The 18,753-nt window shown below is 71.6% G+C and carries 16 protein-coding genes and 1 riboswitch; of the genes, 13 read left to right on the top strand and 3 right to left on the bottom strand.

What is annotated here, in order from left to right:
* Positions 1 to 27 precede the first annotated feature (27 nt).
* Together FS793_RS04560 and FS793_RS04555 are read left to right on the top strand one after the other, a co-directional pair.
* Positions 28 to 1,593: an APC family permease gene (locus tag FS793_RS04560; protein WP_144718998.1), complete on the top strand. Its 1,566-nt coding sequence runs from the start codon at positions 28 to 30 to the stop codon at positions 1,591 to 1,593.
* A 33-nt stretch (positions 1,594 to 1,626) separates the two neighbouring features.
* Entirely contained in the window at positions 1,627 to 2,106 is a 480-nt protein-coding gene (locus tag FS793_RS04555) for a glutathione peroxidase (RefSeq protein ID WP_144718996.1), read from the top strand.
* 14 nt (positions 2,107 to 2,120) lie between these two features.
* Here the strand turns inward: FS793_RS04555 and FS793_RS04550 are convergent, their stop codons facing one another.
* Entirely contained in the window at positions 2,121 to 2,711 is a 591-nt protein-coding gene (locus FS793_RS04550) for a hypothetical protein (protein ID WP_144718994.1), read from the bottom strand.
* Positions 2,712 to 2,935: 224 nt separating this feature from the next.
* Here FS793_RS04550 and FS793_RS04545 point away from each other — a divergent pair, with 224 nt between their 5' ends.
* From FS793_RS04545 to FS793_RS04500, 10 genes are all read left to right on the top strand, one after another.
* The gene (locus tag FS793_RS04545) at positions 2,936 to 5,812 is read left to right on the top strand and encodes a Na+/H+ antiporter subunit A (RefSeq protein WP_144718992.1); all 2,877 of its coding nucleotides are present in this window, start codon (positions 2,936 to 2,938) and stop codon (positions 5,810 to 5,812) included.
* The gene (locus FS793_RS04540; protein WP_144718990.1) at positions 5,809 to 6,354 is read left to right on the top strand and encodes a Na(+)/H(+) antiporter subunit C; all 546 of its coding nucleotides are present in this window, start codon (positions 5,809 to 5,811) and stop codon (positions 6,352 to 6,354) included. Before FS793_RS04545 ends, FS793_RS04540 begins: the two co-directional genes overlap by 4 nt.
* Positions 6,354 to 7,850 (top strand): Na+/H+ antiporter subunit D, encoded by a 1,497-nt coding sequence (locus FS793_RS04535; protein WP_144718988.1) that lies wholly within the window; start codon positions 6,354 to 6,356, stop codon positions 7,848 to 7,850. The genes FS793_RS04540 and FS793_RS04535 overlap by 1 nt, the downstream gene beginning before the upstream one ends.
* Positions 7,850 to 8,392, top strand: a complete 543-nt coding sequence (locus FS793_RS04530) for a Na+/H+ antiporter subunit E (protein WP_144718986.1) — start codon at positions 7,850 to 7,852, stop codon at positions 8,390 to 8,392. Before FS793_RS04535 ends, FS793_RS04530 begins: the two co-directional genes overlap by 1 nt.
* On the top strand, positions 8,389 to 8,682 hold the full coding sequence (locus tag FS793_RS04525) for a monovalent cation/H+ antiporter complex subunit F (RefSeq protein WP_144718984.1): 294 nt from the start codon (positions 8,389 to 8,391) through the stop codon (positions 8,680 to 8,682). Before FS793_RS04530 ends, FS793_RS04525 begins: the two co-directional genes overlap by 4 nt.
* The gene (mnhG, locus tag FS793_RS04520) at positions 8,679 to 9,020 is read left to right on the top strand and encodes a monovalent cation/H(+) antiporter subunit G (RefSeq protein ID WP_144718982.1); all 342 of its coding nucleotides are present in this window, start codon (positions 8,679 to 8,681) and stop codon (positions 9,018 to 9,020) included. The genes FS793_RS04525 and mnhG overlap by 4 nt, the downstream gene beginning before the upstream one ends.
* Positions 9,021 to 9,098: 78 nt before the next feature.
* A riboswitch (glycine riboswitch) is annotated at positions 9,099 to 9,187 on the top strand.
* A gap of 67 nt (positions 9,188 to 9,254) precedes the next feature.
* Entirely contained in the window at positions 9,255 to 10,355 is a 1,101-nt protein-coding gene (gene gcvT / locus FS793_RS04515) for a glycine cleavage system aminomethyltransferase GcvT (RefSeq protein ID WP_144718980.1), read from the top strand.
* Positions 10,352 to 10,708 (top strand): glycine cleavage system protein GcvH, encoded by a 357-nt coding sequence (gene gcvH, locus FS793_RS04510; RefSeq protein ID WP_144718978.1) that lies wholly within the window; start codon positions 10,352 to 10,354, stop codon positions 10,706 to 10,708. Before gcvT ends, gcvH begins: the two co-directional genes overlap by 4 nt.
* Positions 10,708 to 13,521 (top strand): aminomethyl-transferring glycine dehydrogenase, encoded by a 2,814-nt coding sequence (gene gcvP / locus FS793_RS04505; RefSeq protein ID WP_144718976.1) that lies wholly within the window; start codon positions 10,708 to 10,710, stop codon positions 13,519 to 13,521. Before gcvH ends, gcvP begins: the two co-directional genes overlap by 1 nt.
* A 158-nt stretch (positions 13,522 to 13,679) precedes the next feature.
* Positions 13,680 to 15,443 carry an ABC transporter substrate-binding protein gene (locus FS793_RS04500; RefSeq protein ID WP_186329319.1) on the top strand — a complete coding sequence of 588 codons (1,764 nt, stop codon included), beginning with the start codon at positions 13,680 to 13,682 and terminating at the stop codon, positions 15,441 to 15,443.
* A gap of 6 nt (positions 15,444 to 15,449) precedes the next feature.
* On the opposite strand, the gene FS793_RS04495 is transcribed toward FS793_RS04500, so the two are convergent.
* Positions 15,450 to 16,256 carry a CPBP family intramembrane glutamic endopeptidase gene (locus tag FS793_RS04495; protein WP_144718972.1) on the bottom strand — a complete coding sequence of 269 codons (807 nt, stop codon included), beginning with the start codon at positions 16,254 to 16,256 and terminating at the stop codon, positions 15,450 to 15,452.
* Positions 16,253 to 16,651: a thiol-disulfide oxidoreductase DCC family protein gene (locus FS793_RS04490; RefSeq protein ID WP_222123690.1), complete on the bottom strand. Its 399-nt coding sequence runs from the start codon at positions 16,649 to 16,651 to the stop codon at positions 16,253 to 16,255. The genes FS793_RS04495 and FS793_RS04490 overlap by 4 nt, the downstream gene beginning before the upstream one ends.
* A gap of 250 nt (positions 16,652 to 16,901) precedes the next feature.
* On the opposite strand from FS793_RS04490, the gene FS793_RS04485 reads away from it, so the two are divergent.
* Entirely contained in the window at positions 16,902 to 18,734 is a 1,833-nt protein-coding gene (locus tag FS793_RS04485) for an ABC transporter family substrate-binding protein (protein WP_260980015.1), read from the top strand.
* Positions 18,735 to 18,753: the final 19 nt, after the last annotated feature.

Here is an 18,753-nt window from a genome sequence, read left to right as displayed (position 1 = left end):
AATCGCACCACGAGCGAAGGAGGCGCCATGTCGGCATCCGACGAGGCCACGAGCGCAGCGGCCCCGGCCACGCAGCCCGAGCGCAGCGGCAAGGGCCTCAAGGCCAACGCCATCGGCTTCTGGGACGGCCTCGCCATCGGGCTCGACTCCACGGCGCCCGCCTACTCGCTCGCGGCGGTGCTCGGCTCGATCGTCGTCATCGTCGGCGTCAAGGCCCCCGCGGTGCTGCTCGTGTCGTTCATCCCCATGTTCCTCATCGCCGGGGCGTTCTCGTACATGAACCGCGCCGACCAGGACTGCGGCACGACGTTCTCGTGGGTCACGAGGGCCATGGGTCCGTGGGTCGGCTGGATGGGCGGCTGGGCCATCTTCACGACCGGCGTGCTCGTGATCGGCGCGCAGGCCGACGTCTCGGCGTACTACCTGCTCGACATCGTCGGCCTCCACGACCTGCGCGACACGCGGTGGATCGTCGTGGCGCTCGCGGTGGTGATCATCGTCGTCATGACGCTCATCTGCGTCATCGGCACCGAGCTGTCGGCGATGGTGCAGCGCGTCATGGTGCTCGCGCAGGTCGGCGCCGTGCTGCTGTTCGCCGGCCTCGGCATCGCGGCGATGGCGACGGGGAACGTCGCCGCCGACGCGCCCACGTTCTCGCTCGACTGGCTCAACCCCGTCGGCGTCGAGCCGAGCGCGCTCATCGCCGGCATGCTGCTGGGCGTCTTCATCTACTGGGGCTGGGAGTCGGCGGTCAACCTGTCGGAGGAGTCGAAGGACTCCGCCACGGCGCCGGGCCTCGCCGGCATCGTCTCGACGGTGCTGCTGCTCGTGACCTACCTCACGACCGCCATCGCGATCATCGGCGTCGCGGGCCTCTCGGCGGTCGAGGCGTACGACGACGACGCGGGTCTCTTCGGCGCCGTCGCCAGCCAGGTCATGGGCCCGTTCGGCTGGATCCTCGTGCTGTCGATCATCATCTCGGGCCTCGCGTCGACGCAGACGACGATCCTGCCCGCATCCCGCACCTCGCTGTCGATGGCCGTCGCGGGCGCGTTCCCGAAGGCCTTCGCGAAGGTGCACGAGCGCTTCGAGACGCCCGCGTTCGGCACGTGGGTCATTGGCGTCGTCGCCATTGTCTGGTACGTCGTCGCGTCGATCGTGAGCGAGAACTTCCTGTTCGACTCGCTCACGGCGCTGTCGATCGTCGTCGCGTTCTACTACGCGCTCACGGGCATCGCCTGCGTCATCTACTGGCGGCACGCGTTGCTGAAGAGCGTGCGCGGCTTCCTGCTGGTGGGGGTCGGCCCCGCGGTCGGGTCGGTCGTGCTGCTCGTGCTGCTCGTCGCCGCCGCGATCGAGCAGGCCGATCCCGAGGCGTCCTACTCGGGCACCCCCATCCTCGGCGTCGGCGCGCCGCTCGCGATCGCGATCGGGCTCTTCCTCGTCGGCATCGTGCTCATGATCGTCTGGTACCTCACCGAGGGCCGCGCGTTCTTCGCGCGCAGGGGAGGGGAGGCGGTGTCGCAGGAGGTCGCGACCGCCGCGCTCGGTCCCATCGAGCTCGCCGTGCCTGCCACGCGCGATCGCGCATAGGCGACGCAGAGGAAGCGGGAGCAGGCTGGCGCCATGACGACGATCGCCGACTTCAGCATGACCAGGAACGACGGCGCCGAGCAGTCGCTCGCCGACTACGCAGGGCAGGTGGTGCTCGTCGTGAACACCGCGTCGTCGTGCGGCTTCACGCCCCAGTACGAGGGCCTCGAGGAGCTCTACCGCACGTACGGCGAGCAGGGCCTCGTCGTGCTCGGCTTCCCGTCCGACCAGTTCAAGCAGGAGACGGGCGACGACTCCGCGATCGCCGAGTTCTGCCAGGTGAACTACGGCGTCACGTTCCCGCTCTCGACGAAGGTCGCGGTGAACGGCAAGGACGCCGACCCGCTGTTCCAGTGGCTCCGCAAGGAGAAGGGCGGCATCCTCGGCGACGCGATCAAGTGGAACTTCACGAAGTTCCTCGTCGGACGCGATGGCGCGGTCGTGAAGCGCTACGCGCCCACGGTCGAGCCCAAGGACATCGCGGCCGACGTCGAGCGCGCGCTCGCGGCCTGACGCGCGCCCGACCTTCACTCCGAGAAGGGGAACTCCCGCACGTCGTCGCCGAAGCGCGAGATCACGACGAACGACCCGCTCGTCGTGCCCGTGGGCACTGCGACGATCGCGCGGCCCTCGGTGAACGACTCGCTGAGGAAGTAGGTGTCGTTGACGGCGGTGACGCCGGCCGAGGCCTCGTCGCCCGAGCTGTACGTGCCCGACGCCGTGACGACCTGCACCTCGAAGCACGTGTTGAACGACGCGGAGCCCGCGTCGTGCGTCGCGTCGATGATGAGCGACACCGCCTCCATGCCCGCCGGCACGGATCCCGACTCGATCTGCGTCGGCAGCTCGTAGCCCGTGACCGTGTAGGTCCACGTGTCGCCGGCGCCGTCGTCGACGGTGAAGGGACCGAGGCCGCCTGCGCCGGGATCGGGCTCCTCGGTCTCGGTCTCGGTCGGCGTGGGCGCGGCGGAGGTCTCGGGCGCGCTCGACGTCGGCGCGGCCGAGGTCGGTGCCGGCGATGACGCGACGGGCGCGACCGTCGGCAGCTGGATGCAGCCGGCGAGCGCCGCAGCGAGCACGGCTGCGAGGCCGACGGCGAGGACACGGCGCTGGGACATGGCGCCTCCTTCCACGCGGATGAGCGAAGCGTAGGACCGCGGTGCGCCGGTCGCACAAGGGGTGGCGGAGCAGCACGTCCCCCGGCGCCGATCGCACACGAAGGCGGCGTTCGCCGTCGGCGAGCACCGATGCCCCGGCTGTCGACGCACTTGCATGCCGCTGACGGTATGCTGGGAGGACACTCCGACCCCATCCGTGTCGTGCAGACGCGAGAGAGGCCGCCGTGCTCGCACTCGTCGCCGCCTACGCCATCGTGGCGTTGCTCTCCAGCGTGCTCAGCGCACGTCTCGGTCGACGGGTCTTCCTCATCCCCGCCGCGCTCAGCGCGGTCGGCGCCGTCTGGTTCGCGCTCCAGGCGCCCGCCGTCGCCGACGGGCAGCTGCTGCAGGAGCGGCTCGAGTGGATGCCGACGCTCGGCGTCGCGCTCGACCTGCGACTCACGCCTCCCGCGTGGCTGCTCGCGATGGTCGTGACGGGCGTCGGCGCCCTGATCTTCGCCTACTGCGCGTGGTACTTCCGCTCGAGGTCGCTCGCACCGCGCACCGTCGGCCTGCTCACCGGGTTCGCAGGCAGCATGCTCGGTCTCGTCCTCTCCGACGACCTCGTGCTGCTCGTGGTGTTCTGGGAGCTCACGACGGTCTTCAGCTACCTGCTCGTGGGCCTCAACCACCACGTGCGCAAGACGCGCATCGCCGCCCACTCGGCCCTCGTGGTCACGACGATCGGCGGACTCTCGCTGCTCGTCGGCGTGCTCATGGTCGGCCACGAGGCCGGGTCGCTCTCGCTCGCCGCCGTGCTCGCGGACGCGCCGCAGACCGCCGTCGCATCGATCGGCATCGCCCTCGCCGTCGTCGGCGCGCTCGCGAAGTCGGCGATCGTGCCCTTCCAGTTCTGGCTGCCGGGCGCCATGGCGGCGCCGACGCCCGTCTCCGCCTTCCTGCACGCCGCCGCGATGGTGAAGGCCGGCGTCTTCCTCGTCGCCGTGCTCACGCCCGCCTTCGCGGACCTGCCGTGGTGGCGTCCCTCGCTCATCGTGCTCGGCGCCGTGACCATGCTGCTCGGCGCCGCGCGGGCGTTGAAGCAGACGGATGCGAAGGTGCTGCTCGCCCACGGCACCGTCAGCCAGCTCGGCCTGCTCATCACGATCCTCGGCATCGGCACCGCGCAGGCGATGCTCGCGGGTCTCGCGATGCTCGCGGCGCACGCGATGTTCAAGGCGGCGCTCTTCATGGTCGTCGGCGCCGTCGACCGCACGTACGGCACGCGCGACCTGCGCAGGCTCGGTGGCGTCGGTCGCGAGCATCCGGTGCTCGCCATCGCGGCGTTCGTCGCGGCCGCGGCGATGGCGGGCGTGCCCCCGGCCTTCGCGTTCGTCGCGAAGGAGTCGGGCCTCGCCGCCGCCGAGCACGCGGCGCACATGGACGGGCTCGACCCGTGGGTCGGCTACGTCGCGCTCGTCGCGCTCGCCGTCGGCGCCGCGATGACGGTCGCGTACACGCTGCGCCTCACCGTCACGGTCTTCCTCGGCCGCCGCCGCGACGAGGCCACCGCGTCGGGCGACCTCGCGTGGCCGATGGTCGCGTTCCCCGCTGCCCTCGCGGCCGCGGGCCTCGGGCTCGGCTTCGCGGGCGAGGCCGTGACCCGCGTGCTCGAGCCCGCGTTCCAGCCGGCGCTCGGCGCCGACGACATCGAGCGCCTCGCGCTCTGGCACGGCGTCACCGTGCCGCTGCTGCTCACGCTCGCCGCGCTCGTCGTCGGCACCCTCGTCTGGCTCAGCCTCGGTCGTCGCCTCCGCGACCACGAGCTCGTCGACCCGTTCGAGCGCGGCTTCCGCGGGCTGATCCGCGGCATCGACCGCCTCGCCGTCGAGGTGACGGGCCGCACGCAGACGGGCTCGCTGCCCCTGCACGTCTCCACGATCCTCGCCGCCGTCGTCGCGCTGCCCGGCGTGGTCGTGCTCGCCACGGGCTCCTTCATCCAGCCCGTGCGGCTCGCCGACAGCCCGGCGCAGCTCGTCGTCGTCGCCGCCGTCGCCGTCGCGGCGATCTTCGCCGCCAACACCCGCGGTCGCCTCAAGACGTTCATGCTGCTGTCGGTCGTCGGCTACGGCGTCGCGCTGCTCTTCCTGCTCCACGGCGCCCCCGACCTCGCGCTCACGCAGGTGCTGTGCGAGACCGTGCTGCTCGTGCTGCTCGTGCTCGTGCTGCGCAGGCAGCCGAAGTACTTCACGAACCGTCCGCTGAAGTCCGGGCGCTGGCTCCGCGCCGCGCTCGCCGTCGGCGTGGGCGCCGTCGCGTCGCTCATCGCCGTCGCGGCCGCAGGCTCGCGCATCGACACCCCGATCTCCGACCGCTTCTACGAGCGCGCCTACGACTTCGGCTACGGCTCGAACATCGTCAACGTCACCCTCGTCGACATCCGCGCCTGGGACACGCTCGGCGAGATCGCCGTGCTGCTCGTCGCCGCCACGGGCGTCGCGAGCCTCATCTTCATCCGCACGCGCTCCGCCGATCCGCGCGGCACGCTGCGCGGCGACCGCGGCCGACCGGACGCGAGCGGCGGCCGATCCAGCGCCTTCCTGCGCGGCGGACGCGGCATCGACGCGCCCGAGGCCGCGCCCGTGCTCGAGATGATGACGCGCCTCATGTTCCCGGTCATGATCGTCGTCTCGATCTACCTGCTGCTCGTCGGCCACAACCTGCCCGGCGGCGGCTTCGCAGGCGGCCTCGTGGGCGGTCTTGCCATCGCGCTGCGGTACCTCGCGGCCGGCCGCGACGAGCTCGCGAACGCCGCGCCGTTCGACGCGGGCCGCCTGCTGGGCGTCGGCATCGCGACCGCTGCCGCGAGCATGCTCTGGCCCGTGCTGGTCGGCGGACGCATCGGCGAGTCGTACCGCATCGACCTCGACCTGCCCGTGCTGGGCGAGTCCTACCTCGTGACGACCGTCGTGTTCGACGTCGGCGTCTACCTCATCGTCGTCGGCGCCATGCTCGACTTCGTGCGCAGCCTCGGCGCCGGCATCGACGTGCAGGTGCGCCAGGGCGTCGCACCCGTGCCCGTCGCATCGTCCGACCGAGCCCGGACGGGGGAGTCGTCGTGATCCCGAGCCTCGCCCTCGTCGTCGCAGGCGGCATCCTCATCGCCTGCGGCGTCTACCTCATCCTCGAGCGATCGATCCTGCGCATCATGGCCGGCGTGATCCTCGCGTCGAACGGCGTCAACCTGCTGTTCCTCGTCGCCAGCGGTGCCGCGGGGCGCGCGCCGATCATCGGCGAGGGCCGCGAGGAGATCGCCGACCCGCTGCCGCAGGCGTTCGTGCTCACCGCCATCGTCATCTCGCTCGCCGCGAGCGCCTTCATGCTCGCGCTGTCGTACCGCTCGTTCCAGCTCGACGGGCACGACGAGGTCGCCGACGACGTCGAGGACGCGCTCGTGCGCCGTCGCGCCGAGGCGGACATGACGTCGGCATCGTTCGCGGAGCGGCCGGGCGTCGACGACGACACCGAGTCCGGCGGCGTGCAGGCGCCCGACGCCGTGCCGGAGGCCGCCCTGCCCGACGACGCCGCGCACGAGCATCTGCCGGCGCCCGGCGCCGACCACAGCGACAGCGAGCAGACGATCGATCCGGAGGGGAGAGGCTGATGGACGCCGTGAACCTCATCCCGCTGCCGGTGCTGCTGCCGCTCATCGGCGCAGGCATCGCCATGTGCTTCCCGCGCAGCCCGCGCGTGCAGCGCATCGTGTCGGCGACGTCGCTGACGCTCGTGCTCGTCGTGGCCGCGCTGCTCGTGTGGCAGTCCACCGAGGGCCCGCAGGCGCTCTGGGTCGGGGCATGGCCCGAGGGGCTCGGCATCGTGCTCGTCGCCGATCGGCTGTCGTCGCTCATGGTGCTCGTGTCGAGCATCGTGACGATCACGGTGCTCGTGTTCGCGACGCGGCAGGACCAGGATGCGGGCACGTCGCAGGCGCCCGTGTCGATCTTCCACCCCACGTACCTCGTGCTCTCGGCGGGCGTCGCGAACGCCTTCCTCTCCGGCGACCTCTTCAACCTGTTCGTCGGCTTCGAGATGCTGCTGTTCGCCTCGTACGTGCTGCTGACGCTCGGCGCGCCCCGAGAGCGCGTGCGGGCCGGCAGCACCTACATCGTCGTGAGCATCGTCTCGTCGACGCTCTTCCTCATCGCGATCGCCGTGGTCTACGCGGCGGTCGGCACCGTGAACTTCGCGCAGATGTCCGAGCGGCTGCCGCAGCTCGGCGAGGGCATCCAGCTCACGATCCAGCTGCTGCTGCTCACGGTCTTCGCGATCAAGGCGGCCATCTTCCCGCTGTCGTCGTGGCTGCCCGACTCGTACCCGACCGCGCCGGCCTCGGTCACGGCGGTGTTCGCGGGCCTGCTGACGAAGGTCGGCGTCTACGCGATCATCCGACTGCAGACGCTGCTGTTCCCCGACAGTCCGCTCACCGACCTGCTGCTGTGGGCCGCGCTCGCCACGATGATCGTCGGCATCCTCGGCGCGCTCGCGCAGAACGAGATCAAGCGACTGCTGTCGTTCACGCTCGTGAGCCACATCGGCTACATGGTGCTCGGCATCGGCCTCGCCAGCGAGGCCGGGCTCGCGGGCTCGATCTTCTACGTCGCCCACCACATCCTCATCCAGACGGCGCTGTTCCTCGTCGTCGGCCTCATCGAGCGCGCGGGTGGGTCGACGTCGATGTCGAAGATCGGCGGCCTGGCAGCCGTGCCGGTGCTCGCGGTGCTGTTCTTCGTGCCGGCGATCAACCTGGCCGGCCTGCCGCCGTTCTCGGGCTTCCTCGGCAAGGTCGCGCTCTTCCAGGCGGGCATCGCCGAGGGCACGCCGCTCGCGTACGCGCTCGTGTTCGGCGGCATCGCGACGAGCCTGCTGACGCTGCTCGCGATCATCCGCGTGTGGCACCGCGCGTTCTGGGAGCCGGAGCGCGAGGAGCACCCGGAGCATCGCAGGCTGCCCGCGTCGTGGCTCGTGACGGCCGGTGCGCTCGTCGCCATCACCTGCGCGATCTCGGTCGTCGCCGGCCCGCTGTCGACGTTCGCGACGGATGCGGCCCACGACCTCCGCGACCGCACCTACGTCACCGCCGTCGAGGAGGCGATGCCCTGATGCGACGCGTGCACCGGCGCCTGAAGGCGCGACTGTCGTGGACCGCCACGATCGGCCTCACGATCGTGTGGATGGTGCTGTGGGGCGACCTGTCGATCGCCGCCGCCGTGCTCGGGCTCGTCGTCGCGCTCGTCGTGCAGATCGCGTTCCCGCTGCCCGACGTGCCCGAGATGGAGCGGTTCCGTCCGTTCGCGCTGCTGCGGCTCATCGCGTGGGCCGGCTGGGGGCTGGTGCGCGCGAGCGTCGTCGTGTCGATCGGCGTGCTCGCGGTGCGGCGACCCGTGCAGCACGCGCTGATCCGCGTGGCGCTGCGCAGCGACAGCCCCTTCGTGAAGGCCATGACCGTCGAGGTCGTCACGCTCATCCCCGGCTCGGTCATCGTCGACCTCGATCGCCACGAGCTCGTCATGCACGTGTTCGACGCGTCGACCCCCGAGTCGATCCAGCGGGCTCGCGACGAGGTGCACGAGGCCGAGCGGCTGCTCGTGCGCGCGTTCGCCTCGCGCGAGGAGCGCGCACGCTACGAGGAGGTGACCGCATGAGCACATGGGTGCTCGTCGTCGCGGGCGTGCTGCTCGCCATCGCGGCCGTCATGGCCATCATCCGTCTCGTGCGCGGTCCGTCGCCCATCGACCGCGTCCTCGCGACCGACGTGCTCATCGCCGTCGTCGTCGGCGTGCTCGCCATCGAGGCCGCCGTGTCGCAGCACTCGTACACCGTGCCGGTCATGCTCGTGCTCTCGCTCGTCGCCTTCGCGGGCACGGTGGCGATGGCGCGGTTCGTCGCCGGTCGGGCGGCTGCCGTGCGCGGCCACGAGGAGGACGACGCATGAGCCCGCTCGACACCGTCCTCACCGTCGCCGGTGCCGTGCTCATCCTGCTCGGCGCCGTGCTCACCGTCGTCGCGGCCTTCGGTCTCCTGCGGCTGCCCGACGCCCTCGGTCGCATGCACACGGCGTCGAAGCCGCAGACCCTCGGCATCGCCCTCATCGCCATCGGCCTCGCCCTCGAGCTGCGGGACCCGCTCGCGACGGGGATGCTGCTGCTCGTGGCGCTGCTGCAGCTGCTCACGGCCCCGGTCGCGAGCCAGATGATGTCGCGCTCGGCGTACCTCGCGGGCCAGTACCGCAAGGACCTCCTCGTCGAGGACGAGACCGACGACGAGCGCTGACTCCTCGTCGAGCCGACACGGCGGCGTCCCGCCGTCTCCGTCGGCTACGATCGGAGCACAACTGCAGAACCGGCCGTCGCAGCCCATGCGGAAGAGTCGCCTCGCGCGACACCGAAGGAGCAAGCACTCCCCGCCAACCTCTCAGGTCCGAAGACCGCATGCGCAGGCCGCTCAGGAGCATCGTCGAACGATGCGACTGAGGGGGAGTCCCGACCCTTCACGACCCGAGGACTCATGCCCGAGATCTTGCACACCCCGCTCGAGGCCCGACACGCGGCCGCCGGCGCGCAGCTCACCGAGTTCGGTGGCTGGATGATGCCGCTGCGCTACGGCTCCGACCTCGCCGAGCACGCCGCCGTGCGCGAGCGCGCCGGCCTCTTCGACCTCAGCCACATGGCCGAGCTGCGCGTGCGCGGCGCCGAGGCCGGGGCGTTCCTCGACCACGCGCTCGCCGGTCGCCTCTCGGCGCTCGAGCTGGGCCAGGCGCGCTACACGCTGCTGCTCGCCGCCTCGGGCGGCATCCTCGACGACCTCATCGTCTACCGCCTCGGCACCACCGAGTGGCTCGTCGTGGCGAACGCCGGCAACCGCGCGGTCGTCGTCGAGGCGCTCGCCGACCGGGTCACCGGATTCGACGCCACCGTCGTCGACGAGACCGACGACACGGCGCTCATCGCCGTGCAGGGGCCGGCGTCGCAGGCGATCGTCGAGGCCATCGGCCTCGAGTCCGAGCCGCTCGACGACCTCGGCTACTACCGCATCCTCGAGGCGATCTTCGAGGGCGAGGACGTGCTCGTGGCCCGCACGGGCTACACGGGCGAGGACGGCTTCGAGCTCTACGTGCCGAACCACGCCGCGGAGGACCTGTGGGATGCGCTCGTACGCGTCGGCACGCCGCTCGGCCTCGTCCACGCCGGCCTCGCCGCCCGCGACACGCTGCGCCTCGAGGCGGGCATGCCGCTGTACGGCCACGAGCTGTCGACCGAGACGCTGCCCGCGCAGGTCGGCGTCGGCCGCTCCGTCGCGCTGAAGACCAAGGGCGACTTCGTCGGCCGCGCCGCCGTCGAGGCAGGGCCCGCCGCCGACGCCCCCGTGCTCGTGGGCCTCGTCGCCGAGGGGCGCCGCGCCGGCCGTGCGGGCTACGCCGTGGTCGACGGCGACGCCGAGGTGGGCGTCGTCACGTCGGGTGCGCTGTCGCCCACGCTCGGCCACCCCATCGCCATGGCGCTCGTGACCCCCGGCCACTCGGGGTCCCTCGCGATCGACGTGCGCGGCACGCGCATCCCCGTCACCATCGTCGACCTCCCCTTCTACCGCCGTCAGGAGCGAGCATGACCACGCAGTACACCGCAGACCACGAGTGGGTGCGCGCCGAGGGCGACGTCCACGTCATCGGCATCACCGAGCACGCGCAGCAGCAGCTGGGCGACGTCGTCTACGTCGACCTGCCCGAGGCCGGCCGCACGTTCGCGGCGGGCGAGGCGATCGGCGAGATCGAGTCGACGAAGTCGGTCGGCGAGCTCTTCGCCCCCGCCGACGGCGAGGTCGTCGAGGCCAACGACTCGGTGTCCGACGACCCCACGCTCGTCAACCAGGACGCCGAGGGCACGGGCTGGCTCGTGAAGGTGCGCTTCACGTCGGAGCCCGAGCTGCTCGACGCCGCCGCCTACCAGGCGACGCTCGGCTGATGCGGGCGTTCCGCGACCGCCACATCGGCACGGGAGCGGCGGCGCAGCAGACGATGCTGCAGCTGCTCGGCCACGACTCGCTCGAGGCGCTCATGGACGCGGCGGTGCCTGCAGGCATCCGCTCGACGCCCGAGGGCATCGGTGCGGCGCTCACCGAGCGCGAGGCGACCGAGCGGCTCAAGGAGCTCGCGAGCCGCAACACCGTGCGCCGCAGCGCGCTCGGCCTCGGCTACCACGGCACGATCACGCCCGCGCCGATCCGCCGCAACATCCTCGAGAACCCGTCCTGGTACACGGCGTACACGCCGTACCAGCCCGAGATCTCGCAGGGGCGCCTCGAAGCGCTCATCAACTTCCAGACGATGGTCTCCGACCTCACGGGCCTCGACACGGCGAACGCGTCGATGCTCGACGAGTCGACGGCGGTCGTCGAGGGCATGCTCCTCGCCCGCCGCGTGTCGAAGTCGAGGTCGAACGTCTTCCTCGTCGACGCGGATGCGCTGCCGCAGACGAAGGCGCTGCTCGCGCATCGTGCCGAGGCCGTCGGCATCGAGCTGCACGTCACCGCGTTCGGCGACGACGTGCCGGAGTGCTTCGGTGCGTTCGTGCAGTACCCGGGCGCCTCGGGGCGCGTGTGGGACCCGCGACCCGTCATCGACGAGGTCAAGGCCTCGGGTGGCGTCGTCGTCGCCGGGGCGGACCTGCTGGCGCTCGCCCTCATCGAGTCGCCCGGCGAGCTCGGCGCGGACATCGCCGTGGGCTCGACGCAGCGCTTCGGCGTGCCGATGGGCTTCGGCGGCCCGCACGCCGGCTACCTCGCGGTGCGCTCGGGTCTCGAGCGCCAGATGCCCGGTCGTCTCGTCGGCGTCTCGAAGGACGCCGACGGCTACCCCGCCTACCGCCTCACGCTGCAGACGCGCGAGCAGCACATCCGCCGCGAGAAGGCCACGAGCAACATCTGCACCGCGCAGGTGCTGCTCGCGGTCATGGCGTCGATGTACGCCGTCTACCACGGTCCGGAGGGGATCCGACGGATCGCCGAGGACGTGCACCTGGCGGCCCTGCGCCTGCAGGCCGCGGCCCGTGCCGCGGGCGTCGAGGTCGTGCACGACGACGTCTTCGACACCGTGCGGCTGCGCGTCCCCGGCCGCGCGCGCCAGATGGGCGAGCAGGCGCGCGCCCGCGGCGTGCTCGTGCACGTCGTCGACGAGGACACGCTGCAGGCGTCGGTCGACGAGGTGTGGGCCGAGACGGGCATCGGCGACCTGCTCGCCGCCCTCGACCTCGAGGACGCGGGGGCCGTCGCGCCGTCGATCGCCATGCCGCGCACGACCGAGTACATGACGCACGAGGTCTTCGCGACGCACCGGTCCGAGACGTCGCTCATGCGCTACGCCAAGCGCCTCGCCGACAAGGACTACGCGCTCGACCGCGGCATGATCCCGCTGGGCTCGTGCACGATGAAGCTCAACGCGGCCACCGAGATGGAGCCCGTGACGTGGCCGGCATTCGCCGAGCTGCACCCGTATGCGCCCGTCGGGGATGCCGCGGGCACGCTCGCGATGATCGACGAGCTCTCGTCGTGGCTCGCGTCGCTCACGGGCTACGACGTCGTCTCGCTGCAGCCCAACGCGGGCAGCCAGGGCGAGCTCGCCGGATTGCTGGCGATCCGCGGCTACCACCGCTCGCGGGGCGACGAGGCGCGCGACGTGTGCCTCATCCCGGCGTCGGCGCACGGCACGAACGCCGCCTCGGCGGTGCTCGCGGGCATGCGCGTCGTGGTCGTGGCGACCGACGAGGCGGGCGACGTCGACCTCGCCGACCTCGAGGCGAAGGTCCAGGCCCACGCCGAGCATCTGTCGGCGCTCATGATCACGTACCCGTCGACGCACGGCGTCTACGAGGCGAGCGTGCGGCGCGTGTGCGATCTCGTGCACGAGGCGGGCGGCCAGGTCTACATCGACGGCGCCAACCTCAACGCGCTGCTCGGCCACGCGTCGTTCGGCGACGTGGGCGGCGACGTGAGCCACCTCAACCTGCACAAGACGTTCTGCATCCCGCACGGCGGCGGCGGCCCGGGCGTGGGCCCCGTCGCGGCGAAGCAGCACCTCGCGGAGTTCCTGCCGCGCGACCCGCGCGAGGCGCCGATCACGGTCGACGGCCTGACGCTCGGTGCGCAGCCGGTGTCGGCGGCGCCGTGGGGCTCGGCGTCGATCCTGCCGATCTCGTGGAGCTACGTGCGGATGATGGGCACCGAGGGTCTCACGGCGGCGACGGGCGCGGCGGTGCTCGCGGCCAACTACGTCGCCGCACGTCTGCGCGACCACTTCCCGGTGCTCTACGCGGGCCCCGGCGGGCTCGTGGCGCACGAGTGCATCCTCGACCTGCGTCCGCTCAAGGAGGCGACGGGGGTCACGAACGACGACGTCGCGAAGCGCCTCGTCGACTACGGCTTCCACGCGCCGACGATGTCGTTCCCCGTCGCGGGCACGCTCATGGTCGAGCCGACGGAGTCGGAGGACATCGGCGAGCTCGACCGGTTCTGCGACGCCATGATCGCGATCAAGGCCGAGGCCGAGCGCGTCGCGGCGGGCGAGTGGGACCTCGAGTCGAGCCCGCTGCGCCGTGCGCCGCACACGGCGGGCTCGATCGTGCGCGACTGGGACCGTCCGTACACGCGCGAGCAGGCGGTCTTCCCCGTGCCGGGCGTCGAGCACGCCAAGTACTGGCCGCCGGTGTCGCGCATCGACCAGGCCTTCGGCGACCGCAACCTCGTGTGCGCGTGCCCGCCGCCGGAGGCGTTCGCCGACTGACGCGCAGCGCGCCCGGCCGGGGTGCGTCCGCCGCATCGCGGATGCACGCCGGCCGGCTGCGCGCCAACTGGCAGCGACCGTCAGGGTGCGTCCGTAGGATCGTCGGCGCACCCCGGCTCCGCATGCCCGAGGTGCCATCGGACGATCCGGAGGTGGCCATGCGCCGTGCGCGCCCGCTCGTCGCCGTCGTGGCGGCGTCCCTGCTGCTCACGGGATGCGGCGCGTCGCTGCCGCCGTCGGTGATCGCAGGCTCCGAGATCTCCATCGGCTGGCAGGGCGAGCTCACGAGCGTCAACGCGGCATCGCGCGAGGGCGCGACCGCGGCGAACCTCGACGTCGCCGCCGCGACGCGGTCGCAGTTCGCCTCGATCGGGAACGACGGCACGCTCGCGCCGAACCGCGACCTCGGCGAGGTCGAGATCGTCGACGACGAGCCGTTCACCGTGCGCTACGACCTGGCCGACGACGTCATGTGGTCGGACTCCGTGCCGCTCGATGCCGCCGACCTGCTGCTCGCGTGGGCGGCCGGCTCGAACGCGCTCGCGCCCGAGGGCTTCGACGCCGACGCGGCCCTCGACGACGCGGGCGAGCTCGCCGTGCCCGACGGCGTCGCATGGTTCGACGTCGCCGACCCCGGCGGCCTCGCGCTCGCCGACGGCCTGCCCAGCGTCGACGAGTTCGCTCGGGCGATCGAGGTGCCGCTGTCGGCATCCGTCGCCGACTGGCAGACCATGCTCGACGTCGCGGTGCCCGCGCACGTCGTCGGACGCCTCGCGCTCGGCATCGAGGACCCCATGGAGGCGAAGCAGGCGGTGCTCGAGGCCATCCGCATCGGCGACCCCGAGCGCCTCGCCGCGATCGCCGATGCGTGGAGCACGGGCTTCGCGGTGTCGGGATCGACGGATGCGTCGCTGCTGGTGTCGAGCGGCCCGTACGTCGTCGACGCCGCCGACGAGGGCGGGGTGACGCTCGTCGTCAACCGGCGCTACTCGGGCGCGACGCCGACGATCGAGACCGTCGAGCTCGCGGCGCTGCCCGCCGATCGCCTGCTCACGGCTGTCGGCTCCGACGTGGAGGTCGTCGAGGTCGTGCCGACGGAGGAGAACTGGGAGGTCGTCCGCGACCTCACGCGCGACGACTTCGTCATGACGGCGACGCAGACCGGCAGCATCTGGACGATGCAGTTCCGCGGCGATCGGGGCGTGCTGCAGTCGACGCTGGCACGGCAGTCGCTGCTGCACGCGATCCCGCGCTCCGACGTCGTGGCGGCCGCGACGGGCGCGTGGAGCGCCGAGATGTCGTCGACCGACTCGGTGCTCTTCCCGACGAGCAGCGACGGGTACGCGATCTCGCTGCAGGACGCCGGCTTCAACGCGCTGTGGGGCTCGCCCGACGCGGAGCTCGCGGCGGTCGAGCGTGAGCAGGCGGGCGTCGCGGCGGGCACGGCGGTGTGCGTCGTCTACGACCGGGGCGAGCCGTACGCGGTGCGCGCGTTCCAGGCGCTCGCGACGGGCGTCGCCGAGTCCGGCTGGGCCGTGACCGACTGCGGCACCGACGATCTCGACGCGCGGATCGCGGAGGGCGGCTGGGATGCCGTCATCACCCAGGTCGCGCTGCCGACGAGCGCCGCCGAGGCCGCTGCGCAATGGGGCACGGGTGGCGCGGCGAACCTCACGGGCATCGGCGATGCGGCGCGCGACGAGGCCATCGCGGCCTCCGGCGCTGCGGTGGAGGCGAACGACGTCCGCGACCAGCTCGTGATCGCCGAGACGTCGATCGTCGCGCAGGGCGTCGTGCTGCCGCTGTCGACCGTGGTCGTCGCCGACGTCGTCGCCCCCGGCATCGATGGCGTGCAGCCGCGCAACGGGCCCGACGCGCGCCTCACGTGGCAGCTGCCGGCCTGGGCGCTGCCGGAGGAGTAGGTCGGCTCAGTCGAGCCCGAAGAGCGCCGGCCACGCCCCAGCGGCGAGCGGGTAGCCGACGAACGCGACGACGTCGATGAGGATGTGCGCGATCACGAGCGGCAGCAGGCGGCCGAAGCGCGTGTAGAGCCATCCGAACAGCAGGCCGAGCAGCAGGTTCGAGAAGAACCCGCCCACGCCCTGGTACAGGTGGTAGGTCGCGCGCAGCACGGCGGCGCCGACGATGATCTGGTACCTGCCCCATCCGAGGCTCCGCAGCCGCTCGAAGAGATAGCCGATCACGATGACCTCCTCCGTCACGCCGGCGCGGAACGCGGCGATCAGCAGGATCGGCACCGTGAACCACTGCGCGTCGAGGGGGCTCGGCGCGAGGGCGGCCGTGACGCCGAGCGCGCGCCCGGCTGCGAAGATCGCCAGGCCCGGGATGCCCACGACGAGCAGCAGCACCGCGGCCCAGCCGAGGTCGCGGCCCGGGCGGTCGAACGTGATGCCGAGACGCGCGAGGTGCGGGCGACGCGCACGCCACAGCAGCCAGCACACGAGCACGACCGGCACGAGGTCGAGCAGGTGGCCAGTGAGCTGGTACGCCAGGTCGAGCCACGCACGATCGCTGCGCGAGGGGTTGAGCGCGACGACCTGCTCGCCGATCGGATCGGGCCTCGTCGCGAGGTCGGCGATCTGGATGATGGCGTAGATGGCGCTCGCGCCGAGCGACACGAGCAGCACGCAACCGATCTCGACCCAGCGCGAGCGACGCGAGCCGACGAGCGGGTCGACGGCGGGGAACCACGTGCGCGCGGCCGTCGTGGTCACGCGTCATCCCCGATCGCGCCGGGTGCGGGGAGGGCGCACGCGGGGGTGCCTCCCGGCAGCCGGTGCCGGTGCGTCGCGACCCAGTCGTAGCCGAGGCCCGCGAGCACGCGCACGCCCGGCGCTGCCAGCGCGGCGCCCGCGAGCCGGGGGAGCACGCCGCGCTGCCCGAGCAGCAGCGCCGCGAACGTCTGCGCGCCATGCCACCGACGGCCGGATGCGCGGTCGATGAGCCACGCGTACGTCGTGACGTCGTCGATCGTGAGGTCGAGCGACGCGAGGTCGAGCCGCTGCCAGGGCTGCGCCTCGGGGAAGCGGGGGAGCACGGCCCGCAGGCGGTCCACCGCGGTCGTGCAGAAGCCGCAGTCGCCATCGAACACGAGCAGGGCCGGGGTCACGATGGCCAGTCTAGGCGCGTCCCTACGCGCGCACCCTGATGCATCCAAGCATCGCGAATGCGAGAAACGCGCGTGAAGACTGCGTGCTTCGCAACGATCGTGCATAGTCGCTGGAAAGGCTGCACCCGTTCGGATACGCCTTGGTAACGATCGCGCGACTGTGACGCAGCGGTCAGTCACCCATCCCTACGCTTGGGGCATTCATGGACGCACGGCCCCGGTCGTGCGCCCACCCTGCACAGGAGGAACAGTGAGAATCAACCGATTCGCAGTGGGCGGTGCCGCACTGGCCGTCGGCGCACTGGCGCTCTCCGCCTGCACCCCCACTCCCGGGGGTTCGGGCGAGGAGATCGTCGAGGGCTCGTCGATCACCGTGGCGTGGAACCAGCCGTTCTACTCGGCGAACGGCAACACGTCGTTCGGCAACGCCACCGCCAACAACAACATCAACTACATGACGTACGGGGGGTTCAACTTCTACGACTCGACCCCCGAGCTGCAGCAGGACGAGTCCTTCGGCACGTACGAGCTGCTGTCCGACGACCCGCTCCAGGTGCAGTACACGATCAACGAGGGCGTGCAGTGGTCCGACGGCGTCGCCGTCGACTCGGCCGACATGCTGCTCAACTGGGCCGCGCTGTCGGGCTTCTACAACACCGAGGACTTCGACGCCGCGGAGTTCCAGGACCCCGAGACCGGCGAGTTCACCACCGAGTTCCCCGAGAACACGGTCTTCTTCGACTCCGGCGCCTCGCCGACCGAGGGTCTCGGCCTCGTCCAGGAGGTCCCCGAGGTCAACGAGGACGGCCGCGGCGTGCAGCTGAACTACTCCTCGTTCTACGTCGACTGGGAGCTCGCCTTCCAGGCCGGCCTGCCCGCGCACGTCATCGGCCAGCAGGCACTCGGCATCGAGGACCCGCAGGAGGCCAAGGACGCCGTCGTGACGGCGATCCAGGACGGCGACACCGAGGCGCTCTCGGCGATCTCCGCCTTCTGGAACAACGGCTTCAACTTCACGGAGATGCCCGAGGACGAGTCGATCCTCGTCTCGAGCGGCCCGTACCAGATCACGGACTTCGTGCTGAACGACTACATCACGCTCTCGGCCAACGAGAACTACGTGGGCGACCACCAGCCGCAGGTCGAGCAGGTCACGGTGCGCTTCATCACCGACCCGCTCGCCGCCGTGCAGGCGCTCCAGAACGGCGACGTCGACGTCATCGCACCGCAGGCCACGGCCGACGTGCGCCAGCAGCTCGACTCGCTCGACGGCATCACCGTGCAGTACGGCGATGACGCGACCTACGAGCACGTCGACCTGCAGTTCGACCAGAGCCGCAACCCGGGCGTCTTCTCGACCCTCGAGGCGCGTCAGTCGTTCCTGCACACGATCCCGCGTCAGGAGATCGTCGACACCCTCATCGTCCCGCTGAACCCCGAGGCCACCACGCGTGACTCCGCGGTCTTCCTGCCGGGCGCAGAGGGCTACGACGACTCGGTCGCAGCATCGGGCGTCGACGCCTACGCGGAGGTCGACATCGAGCAGGCGATCGCGCTGCGCGAGCAGGCCGGTCTCGCCGAGGGCACGGAGGTCTGCCTCCTGTTCGCATCGACGAACCCCCGCCGCGTGCAGGAGTTCCAGCTCATGCAGCAGTCCGCTGCGCTCGCCGGCTGGAACCTGACCGACTGCTCGAGCCCGGAGTGGGGCGGCCTCCTCGGTACGCCCGGCGCGTACGACGCGTCGCTCTTCGGCTGGCAGTCGACGTCGCTCGGCGTCGCCGCAGCAGGCCCGAACTTCTCCACCGATGGCATCAACAACATGTCGTTCTACTCGAACCCCGAGATGGACGAGGTCATCACGCAGCTGAACGGCGAGGCGGACCCCGCCGAGCAGCTCCGCCTGCAGCAGGAGATCGACCGCATCCTCATCGAGGACGCGTTCGGCATCACCATCTTCCAGTTCCCGGCAGTCTCGGCCTGGAGCGACCGCATCACGGGTCTCGACCCGTCGCCGCTCGCCCCGACGATCTTCTGGAACATCTGGGACTGGGAGCCGACCGAGACGAACGTCACGGAGTCCTGACCCACGTAACACCACCGGC

This window comes from Agrococcus jejuensis, from assembly GCF_007679035.1.
Taxonomy (GTDB): domain Bacteria; phylum Actinomycetota; class Actinomycetes; order Actinomycetales; family Microbacteriaceae; genus Agrococcus; species Agrococcus jejuensis_A.
The sequence above is the reverse complement of the archived record's forward strand: the minus strand, read 5'-3'. Positions and strand labels throughout refer to the sequence as shown.

Excerpts from the sequence above, each read along its gene's own strand:
- gcvT (WP_144718980.1), top strand. The coding sequence starts at position 9,255 with ATGCCCGAGATCTTGCACACCCCGCTCGAGGCCCGACACGCGGCCGCC.
- mnhG (WP_144718982.1), top strand. The coding sequence starts at position 8,679 with ATGAGCCCGCTCGACACCGTCCTCACCGTCGCCGGTGCCGTGCTCATC.
- FS793_RS04550 (WP_144718994.1), bottom strand. The coding sequence starts at position 2,711 with ATGTCCCAGCGCCGTGTCCTCGCCGTCGGCCTCGCAGCCGTGCTCGCT.
- FS793_RS04555 (WP_144718996.1), top strand. The coding sequence starts at position 1,627 with ATGACGACGATCGCCGACTTCAGCATGACCAGGAACGACGGCGCCGAG.
- gcvP (WP_144718976.1), top strand. The coding sequence starts at position 10,708 with ATGCGGGCGTTCCGCGACCGCCACATCGGCACGGGAGCGGCGGCGCAG.
- FS793_RS04525 (WP_144718984.1), top strand. The coding sequence starts at position 8,389 with ATGAGCACATGGGTGCTCGTCGTCGCGGGCGTGCTGCTCGCCATCGCG.
- gcvH (WP_144718978.1), top strand. The coding sequence starts at position 10,352 with ATGACCACGCAGTACACCGCAGACCACGAGTGGGTGCGCGCCGAGGGC.
- FS793_RS04530 (WP_144718986.1), top strand. The coding sequence starts at position 7,850 with ATGCGACGCGTGCACCGGCGCCTGAAGGCGCGACTGTCGTGGACCGCC.
- FS793_RS04500 (WP_186329319.1), top strand. The coding sequence starts at position 13,680 with ATGCGCCGTGCGCGCCCGCTCGTCGCCGTCGTGGCGGCGTCCCTGCTG.
- FS793_RS04535 (WP_144718988.1), top strand. The coding sequence starts at position 6,354 with ATGGACGCCGTGAACCTCATCCCGCTGCCGGTGCTGCTGCCGCTCATC.
- FS793_RS04560 (WP_144718998.1), top strand. The coding sequence starts at position 28 with ATGTCGGCATCCGACGAGGCCACGAGCGCAGCGGCCCCGGCCACGCAG.